The sequence below is a fragment of the Micromonospora sp. NPDC047620 genome (assembly GCF_043205005.1).
GTDB lineage: Bacteria > Actinomycetota > Actinomycetes > Mycobacteriales > Micromonosporaceae > Micromonospora.
On the sequence record NZ_JBIDDG010000007.1, the window covers coordinates 228691 to 253933 of the forward strand.

17 protein-coding genes are annotated in these 25243 nt (G+C 75.9%); 5 read left to right on the forward strand and 12 right to left on the reverse strand.

All coding sequences use genetic code 11. The features are described 5' to 3' along the window. Positions 1 to 16: 16 nt before the first annotated feature. The 5 genes from ACGF5C_RS11115 to lpdA all read right to left on the reverse strand — a co-directional run bounded on the left by ACGF5C_RS11115 (position 17) and on the right by lpdA (position 6480). Positions 17 to 940: a TIGR03621 family F420-dependent LLM class oxidoreductase gene (locus tag ACGF5C_RS11115; protein WP_393299653.1), complete on the reverse strand. Its 924-nt coding sequence runs from the start codon at positions 938 to 940 to the stop codon at positions 17 to 19. Between the two features lie 67 nt (positions 941 to 1007). Beyond that, positions 1008 to 1490 carry a hemerythrin domain-containing protein gene (locus tag ACGF5C_RS11120; protein WP_393299656.1) on the reverse strand — a complete coding sequence of 161 codons (483 nt, stop codon included), beginning with the start codon at positions 1488 to 1490 and terminating at the stop codon, positions 1008 to 1010. A gap of 136 nt (positions 1491 to 1626) precedes the next feature. Then, on the reverse strand, positions 1627 to 2958 hold the full coding sequence (locus tag ACGF5C_RS11125; RefSeq protein WP_393299659.1) for a low temperature requirement protein A: 1332 nt from the start codon (positions 2956 to 2958) through the stop codon (positions 1627 to 1629). A 228-nt stretch (positions 2959 to 3186) separates the two neighbouring features. Further along, a complete protein-coding gene (sucB, locus tag ACGF5C_RS11130; protein WP_393299661.1) occupies positions 3187 to 4983 on the reverse strand; it encodes a 2-oxoglutarate dehydrogenase, E2 component, dihydrolipoamide succinyltransferase in 1797 nt (598 codons plus the stop codon). A gap of 66 nt (positions 4984 to 5049) precedes the next feature. Continuing rightward, complete coding sequence (gene lpdA / locus ACGF5C_RS11135; protein WP_350707894.1) at positions 5050 to 6480, reverse strand: dihydrolipoyl dehydrogenase; 1431 nt, start codon at positions 6478 to 6480, stop codon at positions 5050 to 5052. Between the two features lie 140 nt (positions 6481 to 6620). Between lpdA and ACGF5C_RS11140 the strand changes: the two genes are divergently transcribed. Beyond that, positions 6621 to 6950: a hypothetical protein gene (locus ACGF5C_RS11140; protein ID WP_357702497.1), complete on the forward strand. Its 330-nt coding sequence runs from the start codon at positions 6621 to 6623 to the stop codon at positions 6948 to 6950. 74 nt (positions 6951 to 7024) lie between these two features. Here ACGF5C_RS11140 and ACGF5C_RS11145 read toward each other — a convergent pair whose 3' ends face one another. After that, positions 7025 to 8596, reverse strand: a complete 1572-nt coding sequence (locus tag ACGF5C_RS11145) for a leucyl aminopeptidase (protein WP_393299665.1) — start codon at positions 8594 to 8596, stop codon at positions 7025 to 7027. 161 nt (positions 8597 to 8757) lie between these two features. On the opposite strand from ACGF5C_RS11145, the gene gcvT reads away from it, so the two are divergent. After that, complete coding sequence (gene gcvT / locus ACGF5C_RS11150) at positions 8758 to 9900, forward strand: glycine cleavage system aminomethyltransferase GcvT (RefSeq protein ID WP_393299668.1); 1143 nt, start codon at positions 8758 to 8760, stop codon at positions 9898 to 9900. A gap of 109 nt (positions 9901 to 10009) precedes the next feature. Here gcvT and ACGF5C_RS11155 read toward each other — a convergent pair whose 3' ends face one another. The 4 genes from ACGF5C_RS11155 to ACGF5C_RS11170 form a co-directional block, all read right to left on the reverse strand. After that, complete coding sequence (locus ACGF5C_RS11155) at positions 10010 to 11305, reverse strand: DUF2314 domain-containing protein (protein ID WP_393299671.1); 1296 nt, start codon at positions 11303 to 11305, stop codon at positions 10010 to 10012. Positions 11306 to 11370: 65 nt separating this feature from the next. Further along, entirely contained in the window at positions 11371 to 12144 is a 774-nt protein-coding gene (cobS, locus tag ACGF5C_RS11160; protein WP_393299673.1) for an adenosylcobinamide-GDP ribazoletransferase, read from the reverse strand. Further along, a complete protein-coding gene (locus ACGF5C_RS11165) occupies positions 12134 to 14065 on the reverse strand; it encodes a bifunctional adenosylcobinamide kinase/adenosylcobinamide-phosphate guanylyltransferase (protein WP_393299676.1) in 1932 nt (643 codons plus the stop codon). The genes cobS and ACGF5C_RS11165 overlap by 11 nt, the downstream gene beginning before the upstream one ends. A 185-nt stretch (positions 14066 to 14250) precedes the next feature. Further along, the gene (locus tag ACGF5C_RS11170; RefSeq protein ID WP_393299679.1) at positions 14251 to 16380 is read right to left on the reverse strand and encodes a protein kinase; all 2130 of its coding nucleotides are present in this window, start codon (positions 16378 to 16380) and stop codon (positions 14251 to 14253) included. A 141-nt stretch (positions 16381 to 16521) separates the two neighbouring features. On the opposite strand from ACGF5C_RS11170, the gene ACGF5C_RS11175 reads away from it, so the two are divergent. Together ACGF5C_RS11175 and ACGF5C_RS11180 are read left to right on the forward strand one after the other, a co-directional pair. After that, positions 16522 to 16722, forward strand: coding sequence for a hypothetical protein (locus ACGF5C_RS11175; RefSeq protein WP_350707905.1), 201 nt, complete (start codon positions 16522 to 16524; stop codon positions 16720 to 16722). After that, positions 16722 to 17519 carry a site-2 protease family protein gene (locus ACGF5C_RS11180; protein WP_393299682.1) on the forward strand — a complete coding sequence of 266 codons (798 nt, stop codon included), beginning with the start codon at positions 16722 to 16724 and terminating at the stop codon, positions 17517 to 17519. Before ACGF5C_RS11175 ends, ACGF5C_RS11180 begins: the two co-directional genes overlap by 1 nt. Positions 17520 to 17668: 149 nt before the next feature. On the opposite strand, the gene ACGF5C_RS11185 is transcribed toward ACGF5C_RS11180, so the two are convergent. Further along, on the reverse strand, positions 17669 to 18667 hold the full coding sequence (locus ACGF5C_RS11185; RefSeq protein ID WP_393299685.1) for an aldo/keto reductase family protein: 999 nt from the start codon (positions 18665 to 18667) through the stop codon (positions 17669 to 17671). A 46-nt stretch (positions 18668 to 18713) separates the two neighbouring features. Continuing rightward, positions 18714 to 21206 (reverse strand): WG repeat-containing protein, encoded by a 2493-nt coding sequence (locus ACGF5C_RS11190; protein WP_393299688.1) that lies wholly within the window; start codon positions 21204 to 21206, stop codon positions 18714 to 18716. 2649 nt (positions 21207 to 23855) lie between these two features. Here ACGF5C_RS11190 and ACGF5C_RS11195 point away from each other — a divergent pair. Continuing rightward, positions 23856 to 25238 (forward strand): hypothetical protein, encoded by a 1383-nt coding sequence (locus tag ACGF5C_RS11195; RefSeq protein ID WP_393299691.1) that lies wholly within the window; start codon positions 23856 to 23858, stop codon positions 25236 to 25238. Positions 25239 to 25243 lie beyond the last annotated feature (5 nt).

Below are 25243 nucleotides of genomic sequence, written 5' to 3' on the forward strand. Positions count from 1 at the left end.
CCCGAAAGTCGGTGGCTCAGCTGGCGGCGGCCAGGCGGGCCAGTACCGGCGTGAGCGGGTCGAGGGCGTCGGCGCGGACGACGAACCGGGTGACGCCCCAGCGGCGCCGGTGCGCGGCGACCGCCGCGACGATCTCGTCCTCGGTGCCGGCCAGCACGAACGGCGTGGCCAGCAGCTCGGCGGCGGTCAGGCCGGTCTGCTCCGCGAACTGGGCGGTGGCGGCCTCGGCGTCGTCGGTGACGGCGACCAGCTGCACGAGCGCCTCCAGCACCGGCGGCTCGGCCCGCCCGGCTGCCCCGGCCGCGACGCAGGCCAGCTGTGCCTCGATGTCCGCCTCGCGCCAGCGCACCTCGTGCATGTAGCCGTCGGGCAGGGTACGACCCAGACCGGCCAGCCCGACCACGTCCGCGTGCGCGCCGGCCCAGCGCAGCATCGTGGAGTTCGCCGTGCCGAGGGTGAGCGGGACACGCCGCTGCACCGGTCGCGGCGTCTCCAGCCGCGCGGCCCGCACGACCAGGTCGGGGGAGTCGACGGTGACCTCCTCGCCGTCGAGCAGCGCGCGGACGGCCTCGGCGACGGCCAGGCAGCGGCGCACCCGACCGGCGACGTCGGGGCGCTCCCGCCCGACCGCGTGCCACTCGGCGGGGGTGTGGCCCGCGCCGAGGCCGAGCCGGGCCCGGCCGCCGGAGAGCAGGTCGAGGGTGGCCACGTCCGAGGCGAGCAGCATGGGCTCCCGGATCCCGGCATTGGAGACGTACGAGCCCAGCTTGATCGTCGACGTCACCGCCGCCGCGGCAGCCAGGGCGACGAACGGCGACGTCGTCTTGCCGGGGTGGTCGGCGGTGGACAGGGTGTCGAAACCGGCCGCCTCGGCCCGCCGGGCCAGGTCCAGCCAGCCCCGGCCGTCGGACGGAGTCGCCTGGAGGGAGAAGATCGCCATACGCCCACCCTGCCGGCCCCGGGGCCGGCAGGCCAACCCGACGCCGGCAATTCTGCTACCGGCAGACCTACTCGGGGCCGGGCGGCGGGACGGGGACCCCGAGGAGCCCTTCGGTGGTGCCGTCGGTCAGCGCGTTGAGCGCGTCGACCAGCTTCTTCTCCTCGTAGACGAAGTGCGATTCGAGCAGCGCGGCGAGCGTGTCCAGCTCGGCCCGCACCTCGGCCGGCGGCGCGGCGGCGTCGGCCAGCTCCTCGACCCGGTGCAGGATCCCGGCCACCACGTGGTGGTCGGCCTCCAGCTCGCGCAGCACCGGGGTCAGCTCGGGGACGCGGTCGGCCAGCACCCGGAACGCCCCGGCGTCCTCGCCCGTGTGGTGCCGGGTCAGTGCCGCGCAGAAGGCCAGGCAGTGGATCCGCAGGTCCCGAGGCCGTGCGCCGGGCTCGCCCAGGCCGTCGCGGATGCGCGTGAGCTCCTCGCGGAGCCAGAGGTGGATCTCGATCAGTTGGTTGCCGAAGGCCCGCAGGCGCTCGTCCGGCGTGGATGGATGCACGCGTGTCCCATGCTGTCCCGCGCCTCCATGCCCTCGGCGGTCTCCTTGCCGGGTGCACCGCGACGCTGCCGGCCAGCCTAGACGAAGGCCCTCCCGGCGGGGTCGCCGGTGACGACCGACGACAGTCCGAGGGGCGTCAGGTCGACGGCTCGTCCGAGGTGGGCTCGCGCCAGCGGGCGCGCCAGGCGGCCTCGTACGCCTCGTGGCTGGTCTTCTCCTCGAAGACCCGTTCGCGCAGCGCGCGGCGTTCGTTCGCCTTGACCACCACCTCCACCCCCACCAGCCCGACGCAGATGGCGGTGAGCAGGGCGAGGGTGGCCAGCCCCGGCAGCACCAGGCCCACCGGGATGGCGGCGGCGAGCAGCAGCACCGCGGCGACCCTGGTCCAGTAGACGGTACGCAGGGTGCGCGCCTGGAACAGCATGTTCGCGGAGAGGTAGCAGATCACCCCGCCGAACAGCAGCGGGACACCCGGGCCGTGCGTCGACTCGGTGAATGGCACCTCGGGGTCGGTGATGTCGCCTACGACCTCCTCCGCACCGAGGGCGAACAGGATGATCCCGGCGATCATCGGCAGGTGGAGGTAGGCGTACGCGTCCCGGGCCATCGCCACCCGGGCCCGGCCCTCGGCCGTGTGCAGGGCGATCCGAGCGGCCGGGCCGACCACGTCGTAATGGGCCCACCACAGCGAGGCGGTGAAGAATCTGCCGAGCACCGCCGCCGCCACCGCGGGCCAGGTGGGGGGCTGACCGACCAGGTTGCTGCCGACGCCGACCGAGATGACCGACTCGCCCAGCGCGATGATCAGGATGAGGTCGTACCGCTCGGTCCAGTGCTCGGCGGAGGTCACCGTCCAGCCCCAGGCGCCGGCCACCAGGCCCATGCCGTACTGGAGCAGGACGACGCTGATCCAGAGCCCGTCCCGCACCAGTGCGGCCCGGCCCGGGTCGTCGACCTGCGGCGGAATCAGCGCGGCGGCCGTGAGCAGCAGGGTGCTGACCGTCAGCTCGGGGGAGTACTTCAGCAGCAGCCGGCGCTCGCCGGGCCTCTCCCGCGCGATGTGCCAGTACAGCAACAGGTGTACGCCGCGGATCACCACGTAGCTCAACGCGACCACCATCGGCCCGGCGGCCACGTCCTCCGTGTCGTCGAACGCCTGCGGCAGGGACAGCGCGAAGCAGAACAGCGCGGCCATGCTGACGACCATCAGCACCGGCACGAAGCCCTCGCCCAGCCGGACCCGGGACGCCACCACGCAGTGCACCACCCAGCACCACCAGAGCACGGCGAGCACCAGCAGGGCGTGCAGCAGCTGGCGGCCGGAGATGTTGGCGGCGGTCGTCCGGGTGATGATGAAGAACGAGAAGACGAAGACCAGGTCGAAGAAGACCTCGAACCGGTCGACCCGGGCGCCGGGGGCGATCGAGACGGCAGGCCCCAACCGCTCCTGCCACCGGAAGCCGCCCACCAACCCACTCTCGCAGCGCCCCGGCCGCGCCGCGCCGGAATCGGGCCACGGCGGGCCCCGGGGTCGGCCCGGGGGCGGGCGGCGTCGGCCGGGCGGCGTTGTCGCCGAGCGGGCGGCGGCGTCGGGCGCGGGGGCTGGCGGGGCGGCGGCGTGCAGGTCCGAGCCAGGTCGACAACGACGAGGGCGCCCCGGTCCGTGACCGGGGCGCCCTCTGTGCGTCGTGCGGGACTACAGACCCAGCTCGGCCTCGAAGTTGCCGGCCTCCAGCCGCTCCTTGACCGCGACCAGGAAGCGGGCGGCGTCCGCGCCGTCGATCAGCCGGTGGTCGTACGACAGGGCCAGGTAGACCATCGACCGGACGGCGACCACCTCGCCCAGCTCCGGGTCGTTGACCACGACCGGGCGCTTGACCACGGCACCCGTGCCGAGCATCGCCGACTGCGGCGACGGCACGATCGGGGTGTCGAACAGCGCGCCCCGGCTGCCGGTGTTGGTCAGCGTGAAGGTCGCGCCCGCGATCTCGTCCGGGCTGATCTTGTTGGTGCGGGTGCGCTCGGCCAGGTCGGCGATCCGCTTGGCGATACCGCCCAGGTTCAGGTCGCCGGCGCCGTGGATGACCGGGACCATCAGGCCACGCTCCGTGTCCACCGCGATGCCGAGGTGCTCGGCGTCGGGGTAGGTGATCGTGCCCGCCTCCAGGTCCATGCTGGCGTTGACGATCGGGAAGGTCTGCAACGCCTCTACGGCCGCCAGGGCGAAGAACGGCAGGAACGACAGCTTCACGCCGTGCCGCTGCTGGAACGCGTCCTTGGCGCGGGCCCGCAGCTTGGCGATCCTGGTGACGTCCACCTCGACCACGGTGGTGAGCTGCGCCATCTCGTGCAGCGACTGCTGCATCCGCTTGGCAATGGTGGCGCGGATCCGGGGCAGCTTCTCGGTGGTGCCGCGCTTGGCGCTCGGCTGCGGCCTGGCGGCCGGCTTGGCCGGGGCCGCCGCGGCGGCCGGCTGCTGCGCCGGGGCCGGCGCGGCCTTGGCCGCCTTGGCCTTCTCCGCCGCGTCCAGCACGTCCTGCTTGCGGATCCGACCGCCGACGCCGGTGCCGTTGACCGAGGCCAGGTCGACGCCGTGCTCGCTGGCGAGCTTGCGCACCAGCGGGGTCACGTAGCCGGCCGCCTCCTCGCCGCCCTGGACGGGCGCCGACGGGCGCTGCGGGGCCGGGGCCGCCGGCATCGCCTTCTTCTCGGCCTGCACCGGCCGCGCCGAGGTCTCGGCCTCCGCCGCCGGCTCGTTGTACGACAGGCCCGGGGTCGGCTCCTCGACCTTGGGCTCCGGCTTGGCCTCGGCCTTCGGCTCGGGCTTCGGCTCGGCCTTGGGCGCCGGCTTCGGCTCGGGCTTGGCCGGGGCCGGGGCCGGGGCCGCGCCGGCGGCACCGATCACGGCCAGGTCCGCGCCGACCGCGGCGGTCTCGTCCTCGGCGACCTTGATCTCCAGGACGGTGCCGGCGACCGGCGACGGGATCTCGGTGTCGACCTTGTCGGTGGAGACCTCCAGCAGCGGCTCGTCCACCTCGACGGTCTCGCCGACCTGCTTGAGCCAGCGGGTGACCGTACCCTCGGTGACGCTCTCGCCGAGGGCCGGCATCTTGACCGGGGTGCCCTCGCCCGACGGCGCCGGGGCGGCCTGCGCCCGCGGCTCCTCGACGGCCGGCTGCTCGGCCTCGGCCTGCGGCTCCGCGGCGGCCTCGGCGGCCTCCTCGGCCGGCTCCTCCTGCTGCGGGGCGGCCTCGCCCTCACCGGCGATCACGGCCAGCTCGCTGCCGACCTCGGCGGTCTCGTCCTCGCCGACCACGATCCGGCTCAGCACGCCCGCCGCCGGGGACGGGATCTCGGTGTCGACCTTGTCGGTCGACACCTCGAGCAGGGGCTCGTCGACCTCGACGGTGTCGCCCTCCTGCTTGAGCCAGCGCGTGACGGTGCCCTCGGTGACGCTCTCGCCGAGCCGGGGCATGGTGACCGATACCGGCATCTTCTAAGACTCCTTCATTCCCCTGGTGGGATCATCGCCCGTCGCCGGACGCCGCGGTTGTCGTGGTCAGGCGTGTGCGTGCAGCGGCTTGCCGGCGAGCGCCAGGTGCGCCTCGCCCAGGGCCTCGTTCTGCGTCGGGTGGGCGTGCACGAGCTGCGCCACCTCGGCCGGGTACGCCTCCCAGTTGTAGATGAGCTGCGCCTCGCCGACCATCTCGCCGACCCGGGCGCCGACCATGTGCACGCCGACGACGGGGCCGTCCTCCACCCGGACGAGCTTCACGAAGCCGGCCGTCTTGAGGATCTGGCTCTTGCCGTTGCCGCCCAGGTTGTAGTTGTAGCTCTTCACCTTGTCGGCGCCGTACTGCTCCTTGGCCTTCGCCTCGGTCAGGCCGACCGACGCCAGCTCCGGGTCGGAGTAGGTGACCCGCGGGATGCCGGCCTCGTCGATCACGGCCGGGTTCTGGCCGGCGATCTCCTCGGCGACGAAGATGCCCTGCTGGAAGCCGCGGTGGGCGAGCTGGAGGCCGGGCACGATGTCGCCGACCGCGTAGACGTTCGGCACGCTGGTGCGCAGCCGCTCGTCGGTCAGCACGTAGCCGCGGTCCATCTTGACGCCCTGCTCCTCGTAGCCGAGGCCGGCCGTGTTCGGGCCACGGCCGACGGCGACCAGCAGCAGCTCCGCCTCGACGGTCTCGCCGCCGGCGATGGTCACCTTGACGCCGCTGTCGGTCTTCTCGACCTTCTCGAACGGCTTGCCGACCTTGAAGTTGATCTTCCGCTTGCGGAAGGCCCGCTCCAGCGCCTTCGACGACTCCTCGTCCTCGGCGGCGACCAGCCGGGGAAGCGCCTCGATGATCGTGACGTCGACGCCGAAAGACTTCCAGACGCTGGCGAACTCGACGCCGATCACGCCGCCGCCGAGCACGATCGCGGAGGACGGCACCCGGTCCAGGACCAGCGCGTGGTCGCTCGTGATGACCCGCTCGCCGTCGACCTCCAGGCCCGGCAGGCTCTTCGCGTACGAGCCGGAGGCCAGCACGACGTTGCGGCCGGTGTAGCGCTTGCCGTCGACCTCGACGACGTTGCTGCCGACCAGCTTGCCGTGACCCTCGACGATGGTGATCGCCTTGTTGCCCTTGAGCATGCCCTGCAGGCCCTTGTACAGGCGGGAGACCACGCCGTCCTTGTACGAGTTGACCGCGGCCATGTCGATCCCGACCAGCTCGGCCTTCACGCCGAACTGCTCCGACTCGCGGGTCTGGTCGGCGATCTCGGCGGCGTGCAGCAGCGCCTTGGTCGGGATGCAGCCGTTGTGCAGGCAGGTCCCGCCGAGCTTGCCCTTCTCGACCAGCGCGACCGTCAGGCCCAGCTGGACGGCGCGCAGGGCGGTCGCGTAGCCGCCGCTGCCACCTCCGAGGATGACGATGTCGAAGGTTGCGTCATTCGGCTCGCTCACGTCCAACTCCCAGGTCGCGTCACTGCTTCGGGGGGTCACGGCGGGGGGCCACGGACACACCCCACCTCGGTCATCTTGTCACCACCGGGCACAGGCCGCGTAGCGAGGTGCCCAACGACACGTCCGAGACACGTACGCTGGGCACTGCCTTCGATGACGGAGCTTGGGGGAGACGGCCGGTGGGACTGTTCCGACGACGCAAGAAGGCGCGCGCCGTGAGCCTGGACCGCGCCGCCGACCGCGCCGATCTGGACCATCTGGAGAACTTCGTCCGGAGTCGGCGCGGCGTCGAGGCGTACATCGAGCCCCGCACGACCGTGACCGAGACCACCGTCATGCTGATCGCCGACGACGGCGAGTGGACCCGCCGCCGCATCGACGGCCCGGACGGCGCCCGCCGCTTCGCGTACCGGATGGGCATCCCCGTCTACGACGTCCGGCTGATGGGCTACCCGCAGCGGATGCGGGACTACAACGAGCGCCGCAAGCGCCGCCCCGAGTTGTTCTGATCCGGGCCGCCGCCTGGTGTAAGGAAGGGCCCCTTGTTAACGCAATGCGTTAACAAGGGGCCCTTCCTTACACGTCAGCCGTTGGCGGCGACGTCCTCGACGAGCTGGACGAGCGTGCGGACCGGGACGCCGGTGCCGCCCTTGGTCCAGTAGCCGGTCGGCTCGCCCGAGTGGTAGCCCGGCCCGGCGATGTCGATGTGCGCCCAGGCCACGTCCTCGGTGACGAACTCGCGCAGGAACACCCCGCCCTGGAGCATGTGACCGGCCCGGTCCATGCCGGCGTTGACCTGCGAGATGTCGGCCACGTCGGAGTCCATGCCCTTGCGTACGTCGTCCGGCAGCGGCATCGGCCAGGCCGGCTCGCCGACGGCGTCGCCGGCGACCCTGACCCGCTCGCACAGCTCCGGGCTGCCCATCACGCCGGCGATCTTCTTGCCCAGCGCGATGACCTGCCCGCCGGTCAGGGTGGAGGTCTCGAAGAGGTAGTCGCAGCCGTCCTCGCAGGCCCGCGCCATGGCGTCGGCCAGGATCATCCGGCCCTCGGCGTCGGTGTTGAGCACCTCGACCTTCTTGCCGTTGTACATGCTGATCACGTCACCCGGCCGGTACGACCGCCCGGACGGCATGTTCTCCGCCATCGGCAGGTACGCGGTCACCGCCACCGACGGCTTGAGCGCGGCGATCGCCAGCATGGCGGCGCCCACCGCGGCGGCGCCCGCCATGTCGGACTTCATCTCCCACATGCCCTGCGCCGGCTTGATCGAGATACCGCCGGTGTCGAAGGTGATGCCCTTGCCGACCAGCGCGACCCGCTTGCCGTTGCCGCCGCCGGCCGGGGTGTAGCTCAGCTTCACCAGGCGCGGCGGGGCCTCCGAGCCCTGCCCGACGGCGATGATGCCGCCGTAGCCGCCGGCCGCCAGCGCGGCCTCGTCGAGGACCTCGACCTCGAGGCCGGCCTCGCGGGCGGCGTCCGCCACCGAGTCGGCGAAGGACGGCGGGCGCAGCTCGTTGGGGGCGGTGTTGACCCAGTCCCGGCTGCGCCGGACCGCGCCGCCGACCGCCTGAGCCCGGGCGATCTCGGCCTGGGCGCCGGCGTCGCCGGCGTCCGGGACGGCCACCAGCACCTCGGCCACCGGCTCCCGCCGGGCCGGCTGCGGCCGGGTCTTGTAGCCGGCGAACCGGTACCCGCCGAGCAGCGAGCCCTCCGCCACGGCCCGCAGCGCGGCCGGCGCGTCGGCGTCGTCCGGCAGCGGCAGGGCCAGCGCCACCCGTGGCGCGCCGGCGAGCGCCCGGACGGCCGCGCCGGCCGCCCGGCGCAGGGCCTCCGGGGCCGGGGCGGCGCCGGTGGGCTCCGGGCCGAGCCCGACCGCCGCGACCACCGGGGCCGTCACGGTGCCCAGTGTGGCCAGCTTGATCACCTCGCCGGGGCCGCCGGTCGCGCCCAACAGGGCAAGCGTCTCGGTCAGCTTGCCGTCGAAGGCGGCGGCGATGCTCTCCGCGCCGCTGGCCAGCAGGAGGGTCCCGGCGGGGCCGCTGGTGGCGTCCTGCTCTCCGGTCTGGCTGTGCACGCCGATCACGATCGCGTCGACGGCGAGCTCGGCGGGGTCGGTGTCGACCAGGCTCAGGGTGGTGCTGGGCGATGTCACTGAAGCTACTCCGGGCGGGCCGGGCCGGTCGCGTCGTGGCGTACCGGCGATGAAGGTCTCCGGCGGAACGTACCCGTCGGAGGTCGGGGCTGTCCCGCCGACGGCTCCGGCGGGTCCCGCCGATGCTAACCAGCCGTTCAGGCCCCGGTAAGTTCCCACCCATGACCGACGTGACCTCCGACGCCGCCGCGACCCGGCTGCGCCGTTCCCCCCTGCACGAGCGGCACACCGCTGCGGGCGCGAAGTTCGCCCCGTTCGGCGGCTGGGAGATGCCGCTGGAGTACGCCGGAGGCGGCGTGCTCAAGGAGCACACCGCGGTGCGGACCGGGGTCGGCGTCTTCGACGTCTCCCACCTCGGCAAGGCGCGGGTGACCGGGCCGGGCGCGGCGGAGTTCGTCAACGCCTGCCTGAGCAACGACCTCCGCCGCATCGGGCCGGGCCAGGCGCAGTACACGCTGTGCTGCGACGACGCCACCGGCGGCGTGGTGGACGACATCATCGCCTACCTGCACGCCGACGACCACGTCTTCCTCATCCCGAACGCGGCGAACACCGCCGAGGTGGTGCGCCGGCTCCGCGCCGCCGCGCCCGCGTCGGTCACGGTCACCGACGAGCACGAGGCGTACGCCGTCCTCGCCGTGCAGGGGCCGCGCTCAGCGGAGCTGCTCGGCGCGCTGGGCCTGCCGACCGACCACGGCTACATGAGCTTCTCCACCGCGACCCTGGACGTGGCGTCCGGGCCGGTCGAGCTGACCGTGTGCCGCACCGGCTACACCGGCGAGCTGGGCTTCGAGCTGGTGGCGCCGGCGGAGCACGCCGTCGCGGTCTGGGACGCGCTCTTCGCCGCCGGGGAGCCCTTCGAGCTGCGCGCCTGCGGGCTGGCCGCCCGGGACACCCTGCGCACCGAGATGGGGTACCCGCTGCACGGGCAGGACCTGTCGCTGGAGATCACCCCGGTGCAGGCCCGCTCCGGCTGGGCGGTCGGCTGGGACAAGGCGGCCTTCTGGGGCCGCGACGCGCTGCTCGCCGAGAAGGCCGCCGGCCCGAGGCGTACGCTGCGCGGCCTGGAGGCCGTCGACCGGGCGATCCCGCGCCCCGGCATGGCGGTGTTCGTCGGCGACGGGCAGGTCGGCACGATCACCAGCGGCACGTTTTCCCCGACGAAGAAGCAGGGCATCGCCCTGGCACTGCTGGACACCGCCCCGAAGCTCGCCGACGGCGACCTGGTCGAGGTCGACATCCGCGGCCGCCGCGCCCAGATGCGCGTCACCCGCCCCCCGTTCGTCACCCCCTCGGTCAAGTGACCAGGACCCGTTGATCATGAAGTTGTAGCCGTCCGGATCGGCGTGTCGCGGCGATAACTTCATGATCAACGGGGGCCTGGGTGGCCGGGGTGGGCGGCCGGGGTGGGGGTCAGACCGGGGGTGGGGGGCGTTCGCCGGCGTCCAGGACGGCCTGGGTCCAGCCGCCCTCGATGACGCCGGTGCCGTCGAGCACCGCCCAGTCGACCACGTCCGCCGCCTCCACCACGACGGGGGAGCCGATGCGCACGGTGGGGTCGGTGTTGGCGTCGCTGGCGCTCGCGCCGACGATCCGTTCCGGCGCGTCCCACGACGTCACCCCGGCCCAGACGTACTCCGGGCCGTCGTCGCCCGGCAGCCCGTACTTCACCACGAGCTGCGTCTCCGGCGGGAGCTGGCCGGCGAGGAAGCGGGCCCGGATGTCGCCCAGCCCGGCGCGTGCGGTGGCGATCGCCTTGCTCATCGCGTCGCCCGGGCGGGCGTAGCGCACGTCCGGCTGGATGCCGGCGAAGAGGGTCGCGCAGGCGGCGGCATAGTAGCGGCCGTCCGGCCCCGGGTGCCCGGCCGGCGGACGCAGGCTGAGGAACGAGTCGGCGTCCGGGTCGGTGGCCGGGTCCAGCTCCAGCCGCAGCAGCACCGGCGCCGTCGCCCCGTGCTGCTCCGGATTGCCGTACGCCACCGCGATGTCGTGCCCGGTCACCGTGGCCAGCACCGGCAGCTGCACGAACGCGGGCACCTCCTCGCCGGAGAGCCCGTCGGTCCAGTCCCGCAGCAGCCGCCGCGCCGCGCCGGTCATCACCGCGCCCCACGCCCGGGTCAGGTGGTCCGGCACGCCCTGGGTCTGCAGCTCCAGCAGCCCGAAGCGACGCAGCCCCTTCGTGGTGAACCAGAGCCCCTCGGCGTCCGAGGAGTAGGGCACCAGCACCCAGTCGACCAGCCGGATCCGCCCCTGCTCGTCGGGCAGCGAGCGCAGCGCCGCCGCCGGGTCGAGGAACTGCAGGCCGAAGACGTCCACCACGTCGCCGCCGACGGACTCGGCGACGGCCGCGGCCACCGCCCGCGCCGCCCACTCGTGGGCCGGCGGCCAGCCGGGCCGGTATTCGGCCTGCACCACCACCAGGTGGCTCGCGGCGGCCAGCCGGGCCAGCTGCGCCTCCGTGGCGCCGAACGCGGTGAGCAGGTCCGGCGGCAGCGCGGGGAACTCGCCGATCGCCCGGGTGTCCACGGTCATCAGCGGGCTGTCCAGCATCTGCCGGGCCAGCCCGTGCACCGGCTCGGCCAGCCGGCCGCTGAGCCGCTGCACGGCCGTCTTCGTGCTCACCTTCGGCAGCCCCGTCATGGGCACCAGATAGGTCGCGCTCAGCGACTCCGGGACCGGTACGGGCAGGAAGTCGTCCGTGATGAGCATGTCGTCCCCCGGATGGCCGCGCCGGTGCTGTCGTGGGAGAACGCTACCCGCCGCAGCGGGCCCGTTCAGCCGGACAGCACCAGTCCCAGGTAGACCAGCGTGGTGACCACCTCCACGGTCGCGCCGAGCACGTCGCCCGTGACGCCGCCGAGTCGGCGTACCACGTGCCGCAGCAGCCCCACCGCGACGGCGAGGGCGGCGGCGACGGCGAGCGGCCCCTGCCACGGGCGGCCCGGCACGGCCGCGAGCGCCGGCAGCGCGACGGCGACCGCCCCGGCGGCCAGCGCGACCGGCCCGACGGTGCCGGCGACCAGCGCGCCGAGCCCCTCCGGACGGGCGGCCGGCACCCCGCGCCGGCAGGCCACCGCCACCCCGAGCCGGCCGGCGGCCGTCGCGGCGACCACCGCCGCGAGCGCAGCCGGCCACGACCGCCCCGCCAGCTCCGCGAGGGCGGCTGTCTGCACCAGGAGTACGACCACCAGCGCGACCACCCCGAACGGGCCCACGTCCGGCTTCTTCATGATCTCCAGCGCGGCCGCCCCCCGCCGGTACGACCCCAGGGCGTCCACGGTGTCGGCCAGCCCGTCCAGGTGCAGTCCGCGGGTGAGCAGCGCGCCGGCGCCGACGGTCACGGCCGCCGCGACCAGCGGGGGCGCGAGCGCGCCCGGGAGCAGCAGGATCGCGGCCAGGACGGCGCCGAGCAGCGCGCCGACCGCCGGGGCGAGCGCCATCGCCGTTCCCGCCACCGGCCGGTCGATGCGCCCGGCACGCACCGGCAGGGTGGTGAAGGTGGTCAGCGCCAGCCGCGCCCCGTCGGCGAGCCGCGACTCAGCCGGCACGCCGGCCGGACGGGTCCACCGGCTCCGTCTCCGGTTCCGTGCTGGTCGGCCCGGGGCCGGCCGGTTCCGGCTCGCGGAAGTCGGGCTCGTCGGTGTCGACACCGGGCTCCGGCTCGCCGTCCCCGTCGTCGTCGCCGTCCTCCCCGCCGCCGGGCGACGGGCGGGCCGGCAGCGCGGCGGCCAGCGCCAGCACCGATCGCAGCAGCGGCAGCGCGGCCAGCGCGTTGGCGCCCTCGCCGAGGTCGAGGTGCACGTCGAGCAGCGGGGCCAGGCCCAGCACGTCGGCGGCGAGCCGGACGGCGGGATCCCCGCGGTGGTCGGCCAGCAGGCACCAGTGCCGGGCCTGCCCGGCCAGGTCACGGCTGACCATGGCGGCGGCCACGCCGACCGGCCCGTCGAGCATGACCGGCAGCCGGCGGGCGGTCGCGCCGAGCAGGACGCCGGTGGCCACGGCGACGTCCCCGCCGCCCAGCTCGGCCAGCACGTCCTTGGCGCCGCGGGGCGAGCGCCGGGTCCGGTGCAGCGCGTCCCGGACGGCGGCGCACCGCCGCATCCAGGCCGCGTCGTCGATCTCGCCCGAGTCGGTGACCACGCGGCCGAGCACCGCGGGCGTCTCGGCGCCGGCCGTCGCGGCCAGCACCGCCGCCGCGGCGGCCTCGGTGCCGGCGCCGCACGCCCCCAGCACCAGCAGGTGTACGCCCGCGTCGGCGGCCTCCTCGGCGAGCCGCCAGCCGTCCCGCAGGGCCGCCTCGACCTGCTCGCCGGTCAGCGCCGGCTCGTCCTCCATCGGTGCCGAGGCAGGGGTCTCCACGACCTGGACGTCGGCGCCGCTCTCGGTGGCCAGCCGGGCCAGCACCCCCCTGCCGGCGCGGGCCTGCCGGGCCCGGCGCGCCGACTCGCCGTCCACGCTGCCGGCGGCGGCGCCGCCGAGGTGGTCGCCGTGCAGCAGCAGCACCCGTACGGAGCCCCACGGGGCCGGCGTGGCGGTGCCCTGGGTGGCGGCGGCGAACCCGACCACCCGCTCCAGGGCGCCCAGACCCGCCCCGGGCACGTCCAGCGTGGCGAGCCGCTCGACCGCCTGCGGGCCGGCGTACTCGTCGGGCATGGGCAGTTCCATCCCGGCCTGGATGACCAGGCCGGTGGCGACCACCGGCAGCGCCATGGTCGGTGCGGCCCAGGCGGTGCCGTCGGGCTCGGCCGACGCGGGGGCGGGCACGCCCGCGGCGGGTTCCGCGACGCCCACCCGCCCGCCGGCCGCGCCGGTGGCGGTCGTGGCGGCGGCCGGCTCAGTCGTCGCGCCCGTGGCGGCGGGCGCACCCGTCGCGGTGAGCGGGGCCGGGCCGGCCTGGGCCGGCACGACGCCCGGCTGCGGGGCGCCGGGCTTCAGCCAGGCCGCCTGCCCGGCGACCACCAGCACGACCGCGTCGCAGGCGTCGGCGACCGCCCGGTTGGCCGCGCCGAGCGCGTCGGTGAACGCCCGGCCGAGCGGGGTGGTCGGCACCAGCGAGAGCCCGACCTCGGGGCTGACCAGCACCAGCCGGGCCGCGCAGCCGCGCACCGCCGCCGCCAGTTCGGCGACGGTGGCGGTGTCGTCGGCCGGTTGGTGGGCCGGGTCGAGCAGCACCGTCACCCAGCCGCCGAGGTCGTCGACGAGCAGCGTCTCGTTCGGGCCGGCGGACGCGATCACGTCCGCCAGGCGGCGCGGGCCGTCCGCGGTCTCCTCGGTGGTCCAGGTCTCCGGTCGACGGGCGCGGTGCGCCGCCAGCCGGGCCGCCCACTCCGCGTCGTCGGCGGGCGCGTCGGCGGCGGTGGCCACGTAGCGGACCGTCGGCGCCTCGGCGACCAGGGACTCGGCGAACTCCGACTTCCCGGACCGGATGCCGCCGAGCACCAGGACCGTGTTCCACCCGTCAACCGACATGCCCGTACTTTAGAGCCAGCCCCCGGGGCGTGGCCCCCGGAGGTGCGAGGAGCCGGCGGCCCCAGCGGGCGGGCGGCCGGCCTGCGGCCCAGCCGGTGGCCGGCGGGTCTGGCCGGCGGTGGGCGGGCGGGTGCGGTCAGCCGCCGCAGGCCCGCCCACGGCGGGTGAGGCGCCGCGGGCCCCGTTCAGTCGCAGTGCTCGAAGCCGCTGCCGTAGCTGGCCCCGCCGGTCGACCCGCCCCACTTCACGCAGACCCCGGCGGCCTTCGCCCGCACCGGCCCGGCGTAGTAGGAGAACGAACCGCTGTCGGTGCTGCGTGTCCGCCCCTGCACCTCCAGCCACGCCGAGGCGGACGTGGCCGTGCCCACCGCCGACTCCTTCATCGTCACCACACAGTTGGTGCCGGTGCCCGCGTGGTAGAGCAGGTAGACCCGGCCCTTGCGGATGCCCGAGACGGTCAGCGCGGCCGAGTCGATCACCTTGTACCCGCTGCCGCACGCCTCGACCGGCGTGTACGGGTTCGGCTTCGCCGGCTGGCTGGTCGTCGGGGCGGAACTGGGCCGCCCCGACGAGGTGACGGTCGGCTCGCCGCCGGTGGTGGGGGCCGGGGAGCGGCCGGGCGTCGACGAGGGCGCCCCGGCCGACGGGGCCGCCGACCGGGTGGCGCCCGGCGACGGCTCGACCTGGAGCTGCCCCGTGTCGTCGCCGCCCTCCGGCTCCGAAGTCCCCGCCGCCACGGACTTGCCGGTCAGCGTCGTTGGCGTGTCCCCGCCGGCCGGGTCCCCGCCGGAGAAGAGGGCCGTCGCCCCCACCACCCCGGCCAGCACCACGAACACGGTGGCCGCCGCGCCGACCAGCGCAGCCCTGCGCCGCCGCGACGGCCGCGCCTCGACCGGGTCCTCCCGGGTCGGCGGCACCCCGTCCCACGTGTCGCTTCCGGCCGCCGGATGACCCGGGCGCCCGAACGGGGCCGCGCCGGCCGGCGGGGCGGTCACGTGCCCGAGCGGGCCGGATCCGGCCGGCGGGGCACTGGCCTGGCCGAACGGTCCGGCCCCGAACGGCAGCGGGCCGGCGGGCGGGAACGGCGGGTAGCCAGCCGGCACCCCTGGTGTACCGCCGGGGGTGCCGGACACCGGCACGGGCGGCGCCGGCGGGGGCCCGGCGGAGGCGGGCGACAGCGGCGCGCCGGAGCCGGTCTCCGCAGGCGGCGCGGCCGGCCGGTGCCTGGCTGGAGCGGGCGGCAGCGCGCCGAACGGGTCGATGGGGGGCGTGCGGCCCGCGTGGGTCCCGGCGGCGGGCGGCGCGGCCGCGGCGAGGCCACCCGGCCCGGCGCCGGGCTGGGAGCTGCCGCCCGGGCCGGTTCCCGCGCCGGGAAGAGAGCTGCCGCCCGGGTCGGTGCCCCCGCCGGCCAGGGACGCGAGCGCGGCGGGGGTCGGCCCGGCGACGGCCCACGGCGGGCGGGCGGAGGCCGGGACGACGGCCAGCGTCGCGTCCCGCGCCTCGGCTGCGGCGTCGGCGAGCGCCGCCGCGTCCGGGTACCGGTCGCCGGGGCGTTTGGCCATCGCCCGCTCCACCAGCGCGACCACCGGCGGCGGGGTGCCGGGCGGCAGCGGCGGCGGCTCCTCCTGGACGTGGCGCAGCGCCACCTGGAGCGGGTTGTCGCCGTCGAACGGCGGCTGCCCCGCCAGGCAGACGTACGCCACCGCGCCGAGCGCGTAGATGTCCGTCGCCGGGGAGACCGGCTGGTTCGCGGCCTGCTCGGGGGACATGTACGAGGCGGTGCCGAGCATCACGTTGGCGGCGGTGATGCCCGCCGTGGTGCCCGAGCGGGCGATGCCGAAGTCCACCAGCACCACCCGGCCGTCGGACTTCACCAGCAGGTTGCCGGGCTTCACGTCCCGGTGCACGATGCCGGCGAGGTGGGCGGTGTGCAACGCCGCGGCGGCCTGCCCCACCACGGACATGGTGGACGCCGGGTCGAGCCGCCCGGCGCGCCGCAGCCAGGAGCTCAGCGGCTGGCCGTCGACGTACTCCATCACCAGGTAGTCGGCCTGGCTGCCGTCGGCGAGGGCGGACCGGCCGACGTCGTGCACGGCGACCACGCCCGGGTGACGCAGCGCCGCCAGCATCCGGGCCTCGGCCCGGAACCGGGCGGTGAACTCGGGATCGGCGGTCAGCGCCGGCAGCAGCACCTTCACCGCGACCTCGCGCTCCAGCATGATGTCGGTGCACCGCCAGACGGCGCCCATGCCGCCGGTCGCCACCCGTTCGCCCAGCCGGTACCGCTCGCTGAGCACCACTCCTTGAGTCAGCACCGGGCCACGGTACCGGCCCGTCGCCCCGGTTGATCAGCCCGTCGGAGCCCCGGCCGCCGAGCGCCGCGCCCGTACGGGCGCGGCCGACTACGCTGGCGGGGGTTCGTCCCACGGGACATCAGCGGCGAGGGGAGACGCGGCATGGCGTGGAGCTGGCGGTACGAGGGCACGAACGGCGAGTCGGTCGAGGGGCCGGCGGAGTCGTTCGGCAGCCAGGCGGACGCCGAGTCCTGGATCGGCCAGACCTGGCGCGAGCTCGCGGCGTCCGGCGTCACCTCGGTCGCGCTCGTCGAGGACGACCGGGTGGAATACCGGATGAGCCTGCTGCCCCCGGCGGAGTGATGGCCGGCGACCGCCCGGGGGGCGAGCCGCTGGTGCTCGGCGTGCCCCGGGCGGCGTTCCGGCCCAGCCCGGTCTTCCTCGCCCTGGTCGCGCTCTTCGCCACGAGCGGCGTGCTGACCTGGAACGGGTTCGGCAACGTGCGGCTCGACGTGTTCCTCTTCGTCGTGTCCGGCTGGTTGGTGTCGCTCTGCCTGCACGAGTACGCCCACGCGATCGTCGCGTTCCGGGCTGGCGACCGCAGCGTGGCCCACCGGGGCTACCTGACGCTGAACCCGCTGAAGTACAGCCACCCGCTGCTGTCGATCGGGCTGCCGGTGCTGGTGGTGCTGCTCGGCGGCATCGGCCTGCCCGGCGGGGCGGTCTGGGTGGACCGGCACGCCATCCCCGGGCGGCTGCGGCACACGCTGGTCAGCCTCGCGGGCCCGGCCACCAACGTGCTGTTCACGCTGGTCCTGGTGGCCGCCGTACGCCTCGGCGCGGCCGGTGGCGGCCCGGTCGAGTTCTGGGCGGGCGTGGCGCTGCTGGCGTTCCTCCAGCTCACCGCGAGCGTGCTCAACCTGCTCCCGGTGCCCGGCCTCGACGGCGGCAACATGATCCAGCCGTGGCTGAACGCGCAGTGGCGCAAGATGTACGACCTGTTCGCCCCGTTCGGCTTCATCCTGCTGTTCGCGCTGCTGTGGAACCCGCGGATCAGCGGCTGGTTCTTCGGGGCGATCTTCGCCGTGGGCGACGTCCTCGGCCTGCCACCGTGGCTGTACGCGCTCGGCCTGGACCTGATCCGCTTCTGGCAGGGCTGACCGGCGCGTCGCACCCGGCCCGGCGCTGCCCGGCCCGCCGTCGCCCAGCCCGTTCGTCGGCGCGCCGTCGCCCGGTCCGGCCCGTTCGTCGGCCCGGCGCTGCCCGGCCCGGCCGGTCCCCTTCGTGGGGCCGGCCGGGCCGGAGGGTGTCACGGACGCTCGGCGGGGGACTCGGTCCGGGCCGGGTCGCGCTCGACGATCGGGTCGATGATCTCGTCGATCGCCTTGAGCAGGCCGGCGTCGAGCTTCACGCCGGCGGCCTTGACGTTGTCGTGCACCTGCTCCGGGCGGGACGCGCCGACGATCGCCGAGGAGACGTTCGGGTTCTGCAGCACCCAGGCGATGGCGAGCTGCGCCATGCTCAGGCCCGCCTGCTCGGCCAGCGGCTTGAGCCGCTGCACCCGCGTCAGCACGTCGTCGGTCATGAACTTGGCGATGAAGCCCGCGCCCGACTTCTCGTCGGTGGCGCGGGAGCCGGCCGGCGGCGGCTGACCCGGCAGGTACTTGCCGGAGAGCACGCCCTGCGCGATCGGCGACCACACGATCTGCCCGACGCCCAGCTCCTCGCTGGCGGGGACGACCTCGGACTCGATGACCCGCCAGAGCATCGAGTACTGCGGCTGGTTGGAGACCAGCGGGATGCGCAACTCCCGGGCGAGCTGGTGGGCCTCGCGGATCTGCGACGCCTTCCACTCCGAGACGCCGATGTAGAGCGCCTTGCCGGAGTGCACGACGTCGGCGAACGCCTCCATCGTCTCCTCCAGCGGGGTGCTGTAGTCGTACCGGTGGGCCTGGTAGAGGTCCACGTAGTCGGTGCGGAGCCGGCGCAGCGAGCCGTCGATCGACTCCATGATGTGCTTGCGGGACAGGCCCCGGTCGTTGCGGCCCGGCCCCGTGGGCCAGAACACCTTGGTGAAGATCTCCAGCCCCTCGCGCCGCTCGTTCTCCAGCGCGCGGCCCAGCACGTCCTCGGCGCGGGTGCCCGCGTACACGTCGGCCGTGTCGAAGGTGGTGATGCCGGCGTCCAGGGCGGCCCGGACGCAGGCGAACGCCGCGTCCTCCTCGACCTGCGAGCCGTGGGTGATCCAGTTGCCGTACGAGATCTCGCTGACCATCAGGCCGGAACGGCCCAGGTGACGGAATTCCATGCTCACGACCCTACTCCTGCCGATCATGACCGGCCGGAGACGCGGCTCAGAGCACCGGGTGGGTGTCGACGAGCAGCCGCTCGATCTCGGCGACGACCTCGTCGCGGTCGCGGTGCACCGGCTCGATCAGCGGCTCGCCCCGCCGGTCGAGCGCACCCCAGTGCCCGGTGCCGTCGTCGACCAGGAACGCGACGGGGTGGATGACCAGCGCCGGATGGGCGGGCGGGACCAGCACCTTCCCGGTGCGGTCCACCACGCCCCGCCGGCCGGCCACGTCCACCACGGCCAGCCCCTCGTCGGTGAAACCGTCGACGTACCGGCCGTCGGCCAGCACCGTGGCGAACCCGTGGTGCCGGGTGGGCACCACGATGCGGCCGTTGCGGTCGACTGCCCCCCAGCCCTCCCGGCGGACCACCGCCACGCCGCGGTGGAACGGGCGTACGTCCGCGAAGCCGTGCGGCACGACCACCTCGCCGCCGGCGTCGATCGCCACCCACCCGGAGGCGCCGTCCGACACCCAGGCCAGCCCGTCGCTGAACGGGCGGACCACCGGGTAGGACGGCCCGAGCACGGTGGCGCCGGCGAGGTCGACCAGCGACCACCGCTCCGTCTCCGGCCGCCGCACCCAGGCCAGCCCCTCGCGGAACGCCTGCGCCTCGGCGTACTCGGCCGCGATGGCCATGTCGCCGTCCGGGTCGGCGAAACCCCACAGGTCGCCGTCGCGCGCCGGCACCGGGGGCCGGTCACGCTCCAGCACCTCGTCCCGACTCCGGGGGTACGGCCCGAAGCCCGTCTCCGCCACCCGCTCCGCCACCGAGTCCAGGCTGAGCCGGATCCGTGCCTGGAGTTCGGGGTCCCCGTCGCCGCGCAGGTCGAGGGCCCGCTCGAAGTGGTGGCACGCCTCCATCAACCGGCCCTGGTCGTAGCACGACCGCCCCGCGTGCTCGTGCAGCGCCGCGCGCAGCCGGTCGGGCAGCTCCGTCGAGTTGGCCTCGGCGAAGAGCCGATCGGCCTCCACGAACTCGCCGCGCCAGCGCAGCACGTGCGCCAGCCGTGCCTGCGCGACCGCCGTACGCCGCAACTCCCCGGTCGCCTCCGCGTACGTGAGTGCGAGCCGACCGTCGGCGAGCGCGTCGTCCAGCTCGCCGAGCAGCCGTGAGACCACCGCCCGCAGGCTCAGCAGCCGGGCGCGCGACCGGTTGTCCACGGCGGCGCCCAGCTTCTCGGTGAGGCGTCGGCGGATCGTCCGGAACTCCTCCGGCACCTCCACCACCTCGCGCAGGGTCTCCGGGTCGAGCCGCCAGCGGTAGGCCGCCAGCACCTGCTCCGGGTCGCCCTGCACGGCGCTCGTCCGGTCGACGTCCCGCGACTCCGGGCCGCGTTGCTCGGGGCCGCGTTGCTCGGGGCCGCGTTGCTCCTGGGCGCGTTCGTGCCGTTCGCCGGCAGTCGACGGACCCTGCCCGGCCGGCGTCGATACGGCCGGCGCGGACGTTGCGGACGTCGGCTGTGCCGGCGGCGCCGAGACGGGCGGCGCTGACACCGGCTGCCCGGGCGCCGCCGAGACGGGCGGTGTCGGGTCGGGCGCTGCCGGCGCGGGCGGTGTCGGGGCGGGCGCTGCCGAGATGGGCGGTATCGGCGCGGGCGGTGTCGGGGCGGCGACAGCCGGTGCCAGCGGTTCGGCTGGTGCAGCTGGCGGCACCGAGACGGGTGATCCGGGCGCGGTGACGGCCGGTGTCAGCGGTCCCGCTTGTGCCGGCGCTGCCGAAACGGGCGGTACCGGCCCGGTGGCGGAAGGAGCCAGCGGTTCGGCAACGGGCGGCGCGGGCGACGCTGGCACCGGTTGCGCCGGCGGCGCGGAGACAGGCCGCGCGGCTGACTCGGAGACGGGCAGCGCGGATGGTGGTTGCGCCGGTGACATGGTGAGGGGCGACGCCGGCGGCGCGTCGACAGGCGGTGCTGGCGGCGTGGGCACCCCCTGTCTCGGCGCGACGTCGGGGAGGCCTGGTGGCCCTGCCGGTTTTTCGGAGGGTGGCGTGGTGGCCGGCTGAGCCGGCATCGACGGCGTGCTGTCGGTGGTTGCGGCGGCGGGCCGGGTCGGCGGGGCCGACACGGGCGCGACGGGCGGATTGGGCAGGGCCTGTGCCAGCGGCGCGGTGACTGGTGCGCCGGCCGGCGCAGCAACGGGCGTGGGACCGTCCTCCGGACGGTCTTCGGGCACCGCGGTGTGCCCTTCGGGTGGCGCGGGCAAGGGCCCGTCCACCGGCAGGGCGGGGAAGGACGTCGGAGCCGGCGAGACACCCCCGGCCGCCGCACCCGTGACAGGCGGCACGGGTGCGGCCTGTGTCGGGGTCGCGAGGGGCGGCACGGAAGCAGCCTGTGTCGGGGTCGCAGCGGGCGGTGTGGACACGGGCCGCGCCGTGAGTGAGGCAGTGGGCTCCGCCGGGGGCGCGGACACGGGCCGGGCCGGCGGTCCGGAAACCGGAGTGGCCGGGGCCGGCGGCGGCGCCGCCGATGGAACGGCGGCGGGCGCGCTGCTCACAGTCGCCGGTCCAGGGACGAAGCCGCTCGGGGACGCGTCGACCGGTCGCGCGGGAGGAACTGTTCCGGTTGCGCCGCTCAGCGGTGCGGTTGCCCACACTGCCGCATCTGGAGGCGGCGCGGACGCTGAGCGCGGATCGGTCGCGTCGAGTGGAACGCCATGGGTGTCAAAACCCTTCGGTGACAGCCATGGTGTTCCACCGGTGGGTCCAGCCGTGGTCGCGGCGTCGGTGTCGGGGGTGTGCAGGGGCGCAACGCCCGTTGCGGGCGGCGGAGCAGAAGCGCCCGGGGCAGGCGCCGTCACGGTCTGTGCCAGGTTCTCGGGCCTGGACTGGCCGGTCTGAAGACCGTCAAGCGTGACTGGGGCAGAAGCGGCGTGCTCCCTCGGCGCCGGATCCGACCCGGCAGGCGGTGTCGCCTCCGGCGGGGCCGGGGGTGCCGAGCCCGTCTGGGTTGGTGGTGTCGACTCCGGCGGGGCCGGGGGTGCCGACTCTGTCTGGGTTGGTGGTGTCGACTCCGGCGGGGCCGGGGGTGCCGACTCTGTCTGGGTAGGCGGTGCCGACTCCGACGGGGCCGGGGGCACGACCTCCGTCCGGGTTGGTGGTGTCGCCTCCGGCGGCACTGTGGGCATCGTCTCCGACCGGGCGGGCGGTGCCGACTCCGACGGGACCGGGGGCGCCGACTCCGGCCCGGCGGGTGATGCCGACACGTGCGGGGCAGGGGGCACGGAGACAGGGCGGGGGACAGGGGGCACGGAGACAGGGCGGGGGACAGGTGGTCCGGAGACAGGGCGTGCCGGTGCGGAGGCGAGGTGGGGTCCCGCCGGTTCCGATTGTGTGGCGGCCGAGTGACTCGGGGCAGCCGGTTCGCCCGCCGCAGGGGTCGGGGTGGGTGCCGTGGGCGGCACGGGCACCGGACCGGAGGCAGTCGGCGTAGCCGGCGGCGAAGACACAGGCGAGGTAACCGACGCGGCGGCCGTCGACGAGGTCCCCGGCGAGGCCGCTGCGGGTGTCACCGGATCGGTCCCCGCCGCCCCGTCGAGGCGGTCGTGGGTGGGCTCGGGCGAAAGGAGGTCGTCCTGAACGGGCTTCGGGGCCGCCGCGTCGACCAGGGGTGTCGACATGGCGCTCGGGGACGCGTTGTCCGCCTCCGCGGGGCGGACGTTGTCCGTCTCTGCGGAAGGCGTAATGGGCTTGGAGGGCCGGAACCAGGCGTCCGCGCCGCTCGGCACGGCCGGCTGGGGTCGGGGCGGTGCCGCCGGTGCCGGCGAATCGCTCGGTGGCGGCGGTACGTACACCCTGGGCATGCCCGCTGCGAGCGGCATCGCGGCCGCTGGCGTCTCCGACGGAACCGCTGGGGTGGTCGCCGCGCCCCTATCCTCGGCAGCGGGGCGCGGACCGGCCGGGTGGGCGCTCGCCGGACGGCCGGCCGGCGGCGTGGTGGCCGGGGGTCCGGTCACGGGCTCGGCGCCGCGAAGGTCGGCACCGAGGCCCTGCTGCGGTGTGGGCGCGTACGGGTGGGGCGGCGGGACCGGCTCGGGACGTGCCGGGGCCGGGCCGGAGGATCCGGTGCTGGACGTGGGCCCCGGTGCCGGCAGGAACTCCAGCCGCAGTCGGGCGGCGGGCGGCGCCGGGACCGGTGTGACGTCGTCCTCGGGAGCAGGTCGCGGCACATGGCCGGTCGCCTGGAACTGCTCCTCGACGGCGGGCAGCGGGGGCCGAGAACCAGCAGCCGGTGGCTCGCCGATCGGACCCGGCGAAACTGGGCGGCTGGCGGTCGGGCCTGCTGGTGACACTGGGCGGCTGGCGGTCGGGCCTGCTGGTGACACTGGGCGGCTGGCGGTCGGGCCTGCTGGTGACACTGGGCGGCTGGCGGTCGGGCCTGTCGGCGGTACCTCGTCACCCCTGACCGGGCTTGCCGGCGACACCGGGGCTGCCGGCGCCGTCGGGCGGGCGGCGGTCGGGCCTGCCGGCGACACCGGTCGGCCGGCGGTCGGGCCTGCCGGCGACACCGGGCCTGCCGGCGACACCGGGCCTGCCGGCGACACCGGGCCTGCTGGCGACACCGGGGCTGCCGGCGTCGGGCGGGCGGTGGCCGGACCGGCCGGTGACGGCGGGCCGGCGGGGGGACCCGCAGCGGGGATCGGGCGCGGGACGGGACCAGCGGGCGACACGGGCAGGTCGCGGGACGGCGCGACCGGGCCGGTTCGGTCCGTGGGCGGGATGTCGCGGGACGGCGCGGGGGAGACCGGCCGGGCAGGGACCGCAACCTCGTCACGCGGGGTCAGGAAGCCCCGAGGGCCGGAGCCGGGCCGTACCGAGGCGGGCGGACCGGCGGCAGGCGGCACCGAGATCGGCGGGCCGGAGACCGGCGGCACCGAGACCGGCGCGCCGGACACCGGGCGGTCGCCGCCAGCGGGACCCCGTGACGGCGGGTACGGGCGCGGTTCGTCGTACCGGGGCTGGGCCAGTGGTGCGGCGGCCTCGTGCGGGCCCCCGTGGTGGTGGGGACGGTCGGCCGGCTCGGCCGGCCGCCGGTGTTCGGGGTGCGGTGCGGTGCGGCGCGTGTCCCGATCAGAACCGGGCCGCGCCGGGCCGGACGACGGCCAGGGCAACCCGTCCTGCCGCGGGTGCGGCTCCCGGTACGCGTCATGCTCCCGGTACGCCTCGGGCCGGGCGGCCTCGCGTGGACGCCGATCCGGGTACGCCTCGGCGCGCGCCGCCGCCTCGCGTGCCTGCCACCGCTCGTCCGGCTCCGGCTGGCGCCGTTCCCCGTCACGGTAGGGCTGCCCGCTCGCGGCCCGGTCGGGGCGCTGCCACCCGTCGGCGGGTACGCCCGGCTCGCGGCCCCGTCCGCCCGGGGCGCGTTCCTCCCGCCCGTCGGAGCGCCGTTCCCACTGCCCCGCCGCGGCGTGCTCCCAGGGCCCGTCCCCGGCGCGCTCCCGCCGCTCGTCCGAGGAACCGCCCCGCGGCGCGTCCGAGGGGCGGTGCTCGGTGGGGGCACCCCACTGGTACCGGGGCTGGCGGGCCCCCTCGCCCGTCCGGCGGTCGTCGGTCTCGGGCCGGCGGTCGTGCCCTGGTCCGACCCGCGGATCGTGGCCGCGCTCGGAGCGGCCGTCGTGACCGCGGCCGTCGTGATCGCGCTCGGAGCGGCCGTCGTGACCGCGGCCGTCGTGATCGCGCTCGGAGCGGCCGTCGTGACCGCGGCCGTCGTGATCGCGCTCGGAACGGCCGTCGTGGCCGCGCTGTGTCCGGTCGTCGTGACCGGGGTCCGGCCGGCGGTCGTGGCCCGGTCCCGGCCGGCGGTCGTGGCCTGGCTCCGGCCGCCGGTCGTAGCCCGGGTCCGGCCGCTGGTACGCCGGCGACCGGCGCGGGTCCTCGCCCGGCTCGGGCAGCCAGCCCGGCTCCGAGTGGCCGGCGGGCGAGACGGGGCGGTCCCGTCCGGCCGGCTCGTGCCGTGGCGGGCGGGCGTCGTAGCGGTCGTGGCCGGCGTGGTCGCGCGGCCGGAGGGGGTCGACCGGCCGGCCCGCGCCGGAGCGGCCGGGCCCGTCGAAGCCGTCCCGGGCGTTGCGGTGCGGCGGCTCCTGCCGGTGCGGCGGCTGCCGGTCGTCCGGCCAGGTCGGCTCCGCGTGCGGCCGGCGGTACGGCTCGTCGTCGCGCCGCCCGTCGGGGCCGCCAAGCGGGCCGCTCCAGCGTTCCTGCCGGCCGTTCCAGCCTTCCTGCCGACCGGTCCAGCCGTCGGGGCCGTCGTCCCAGGACCGGCCGAGGTAGGTCCCGTCGGGTCGGGTCGGCGCGAGCGGGGGCACCTCGGCGCGGCCGACGGCGACCGCCCGGCCCCGGGGCGCGGGCGGGGCGTGCTGGATGCCGATGTCGCCGGGGTAGCGCTGGCCCGGGAACTGCGGGTGCCACTCGGTGGTCGGCTCGACCATCCAGGACGGTTCGCCGGTGTCGTGCCACCGGTCGGCGTAGCGGCTCATCTTGGGGACCTGTCGCCACGGCGGGTGAGCGGAACGGCCGCGGCGAGCCGTCGGTGAACGGG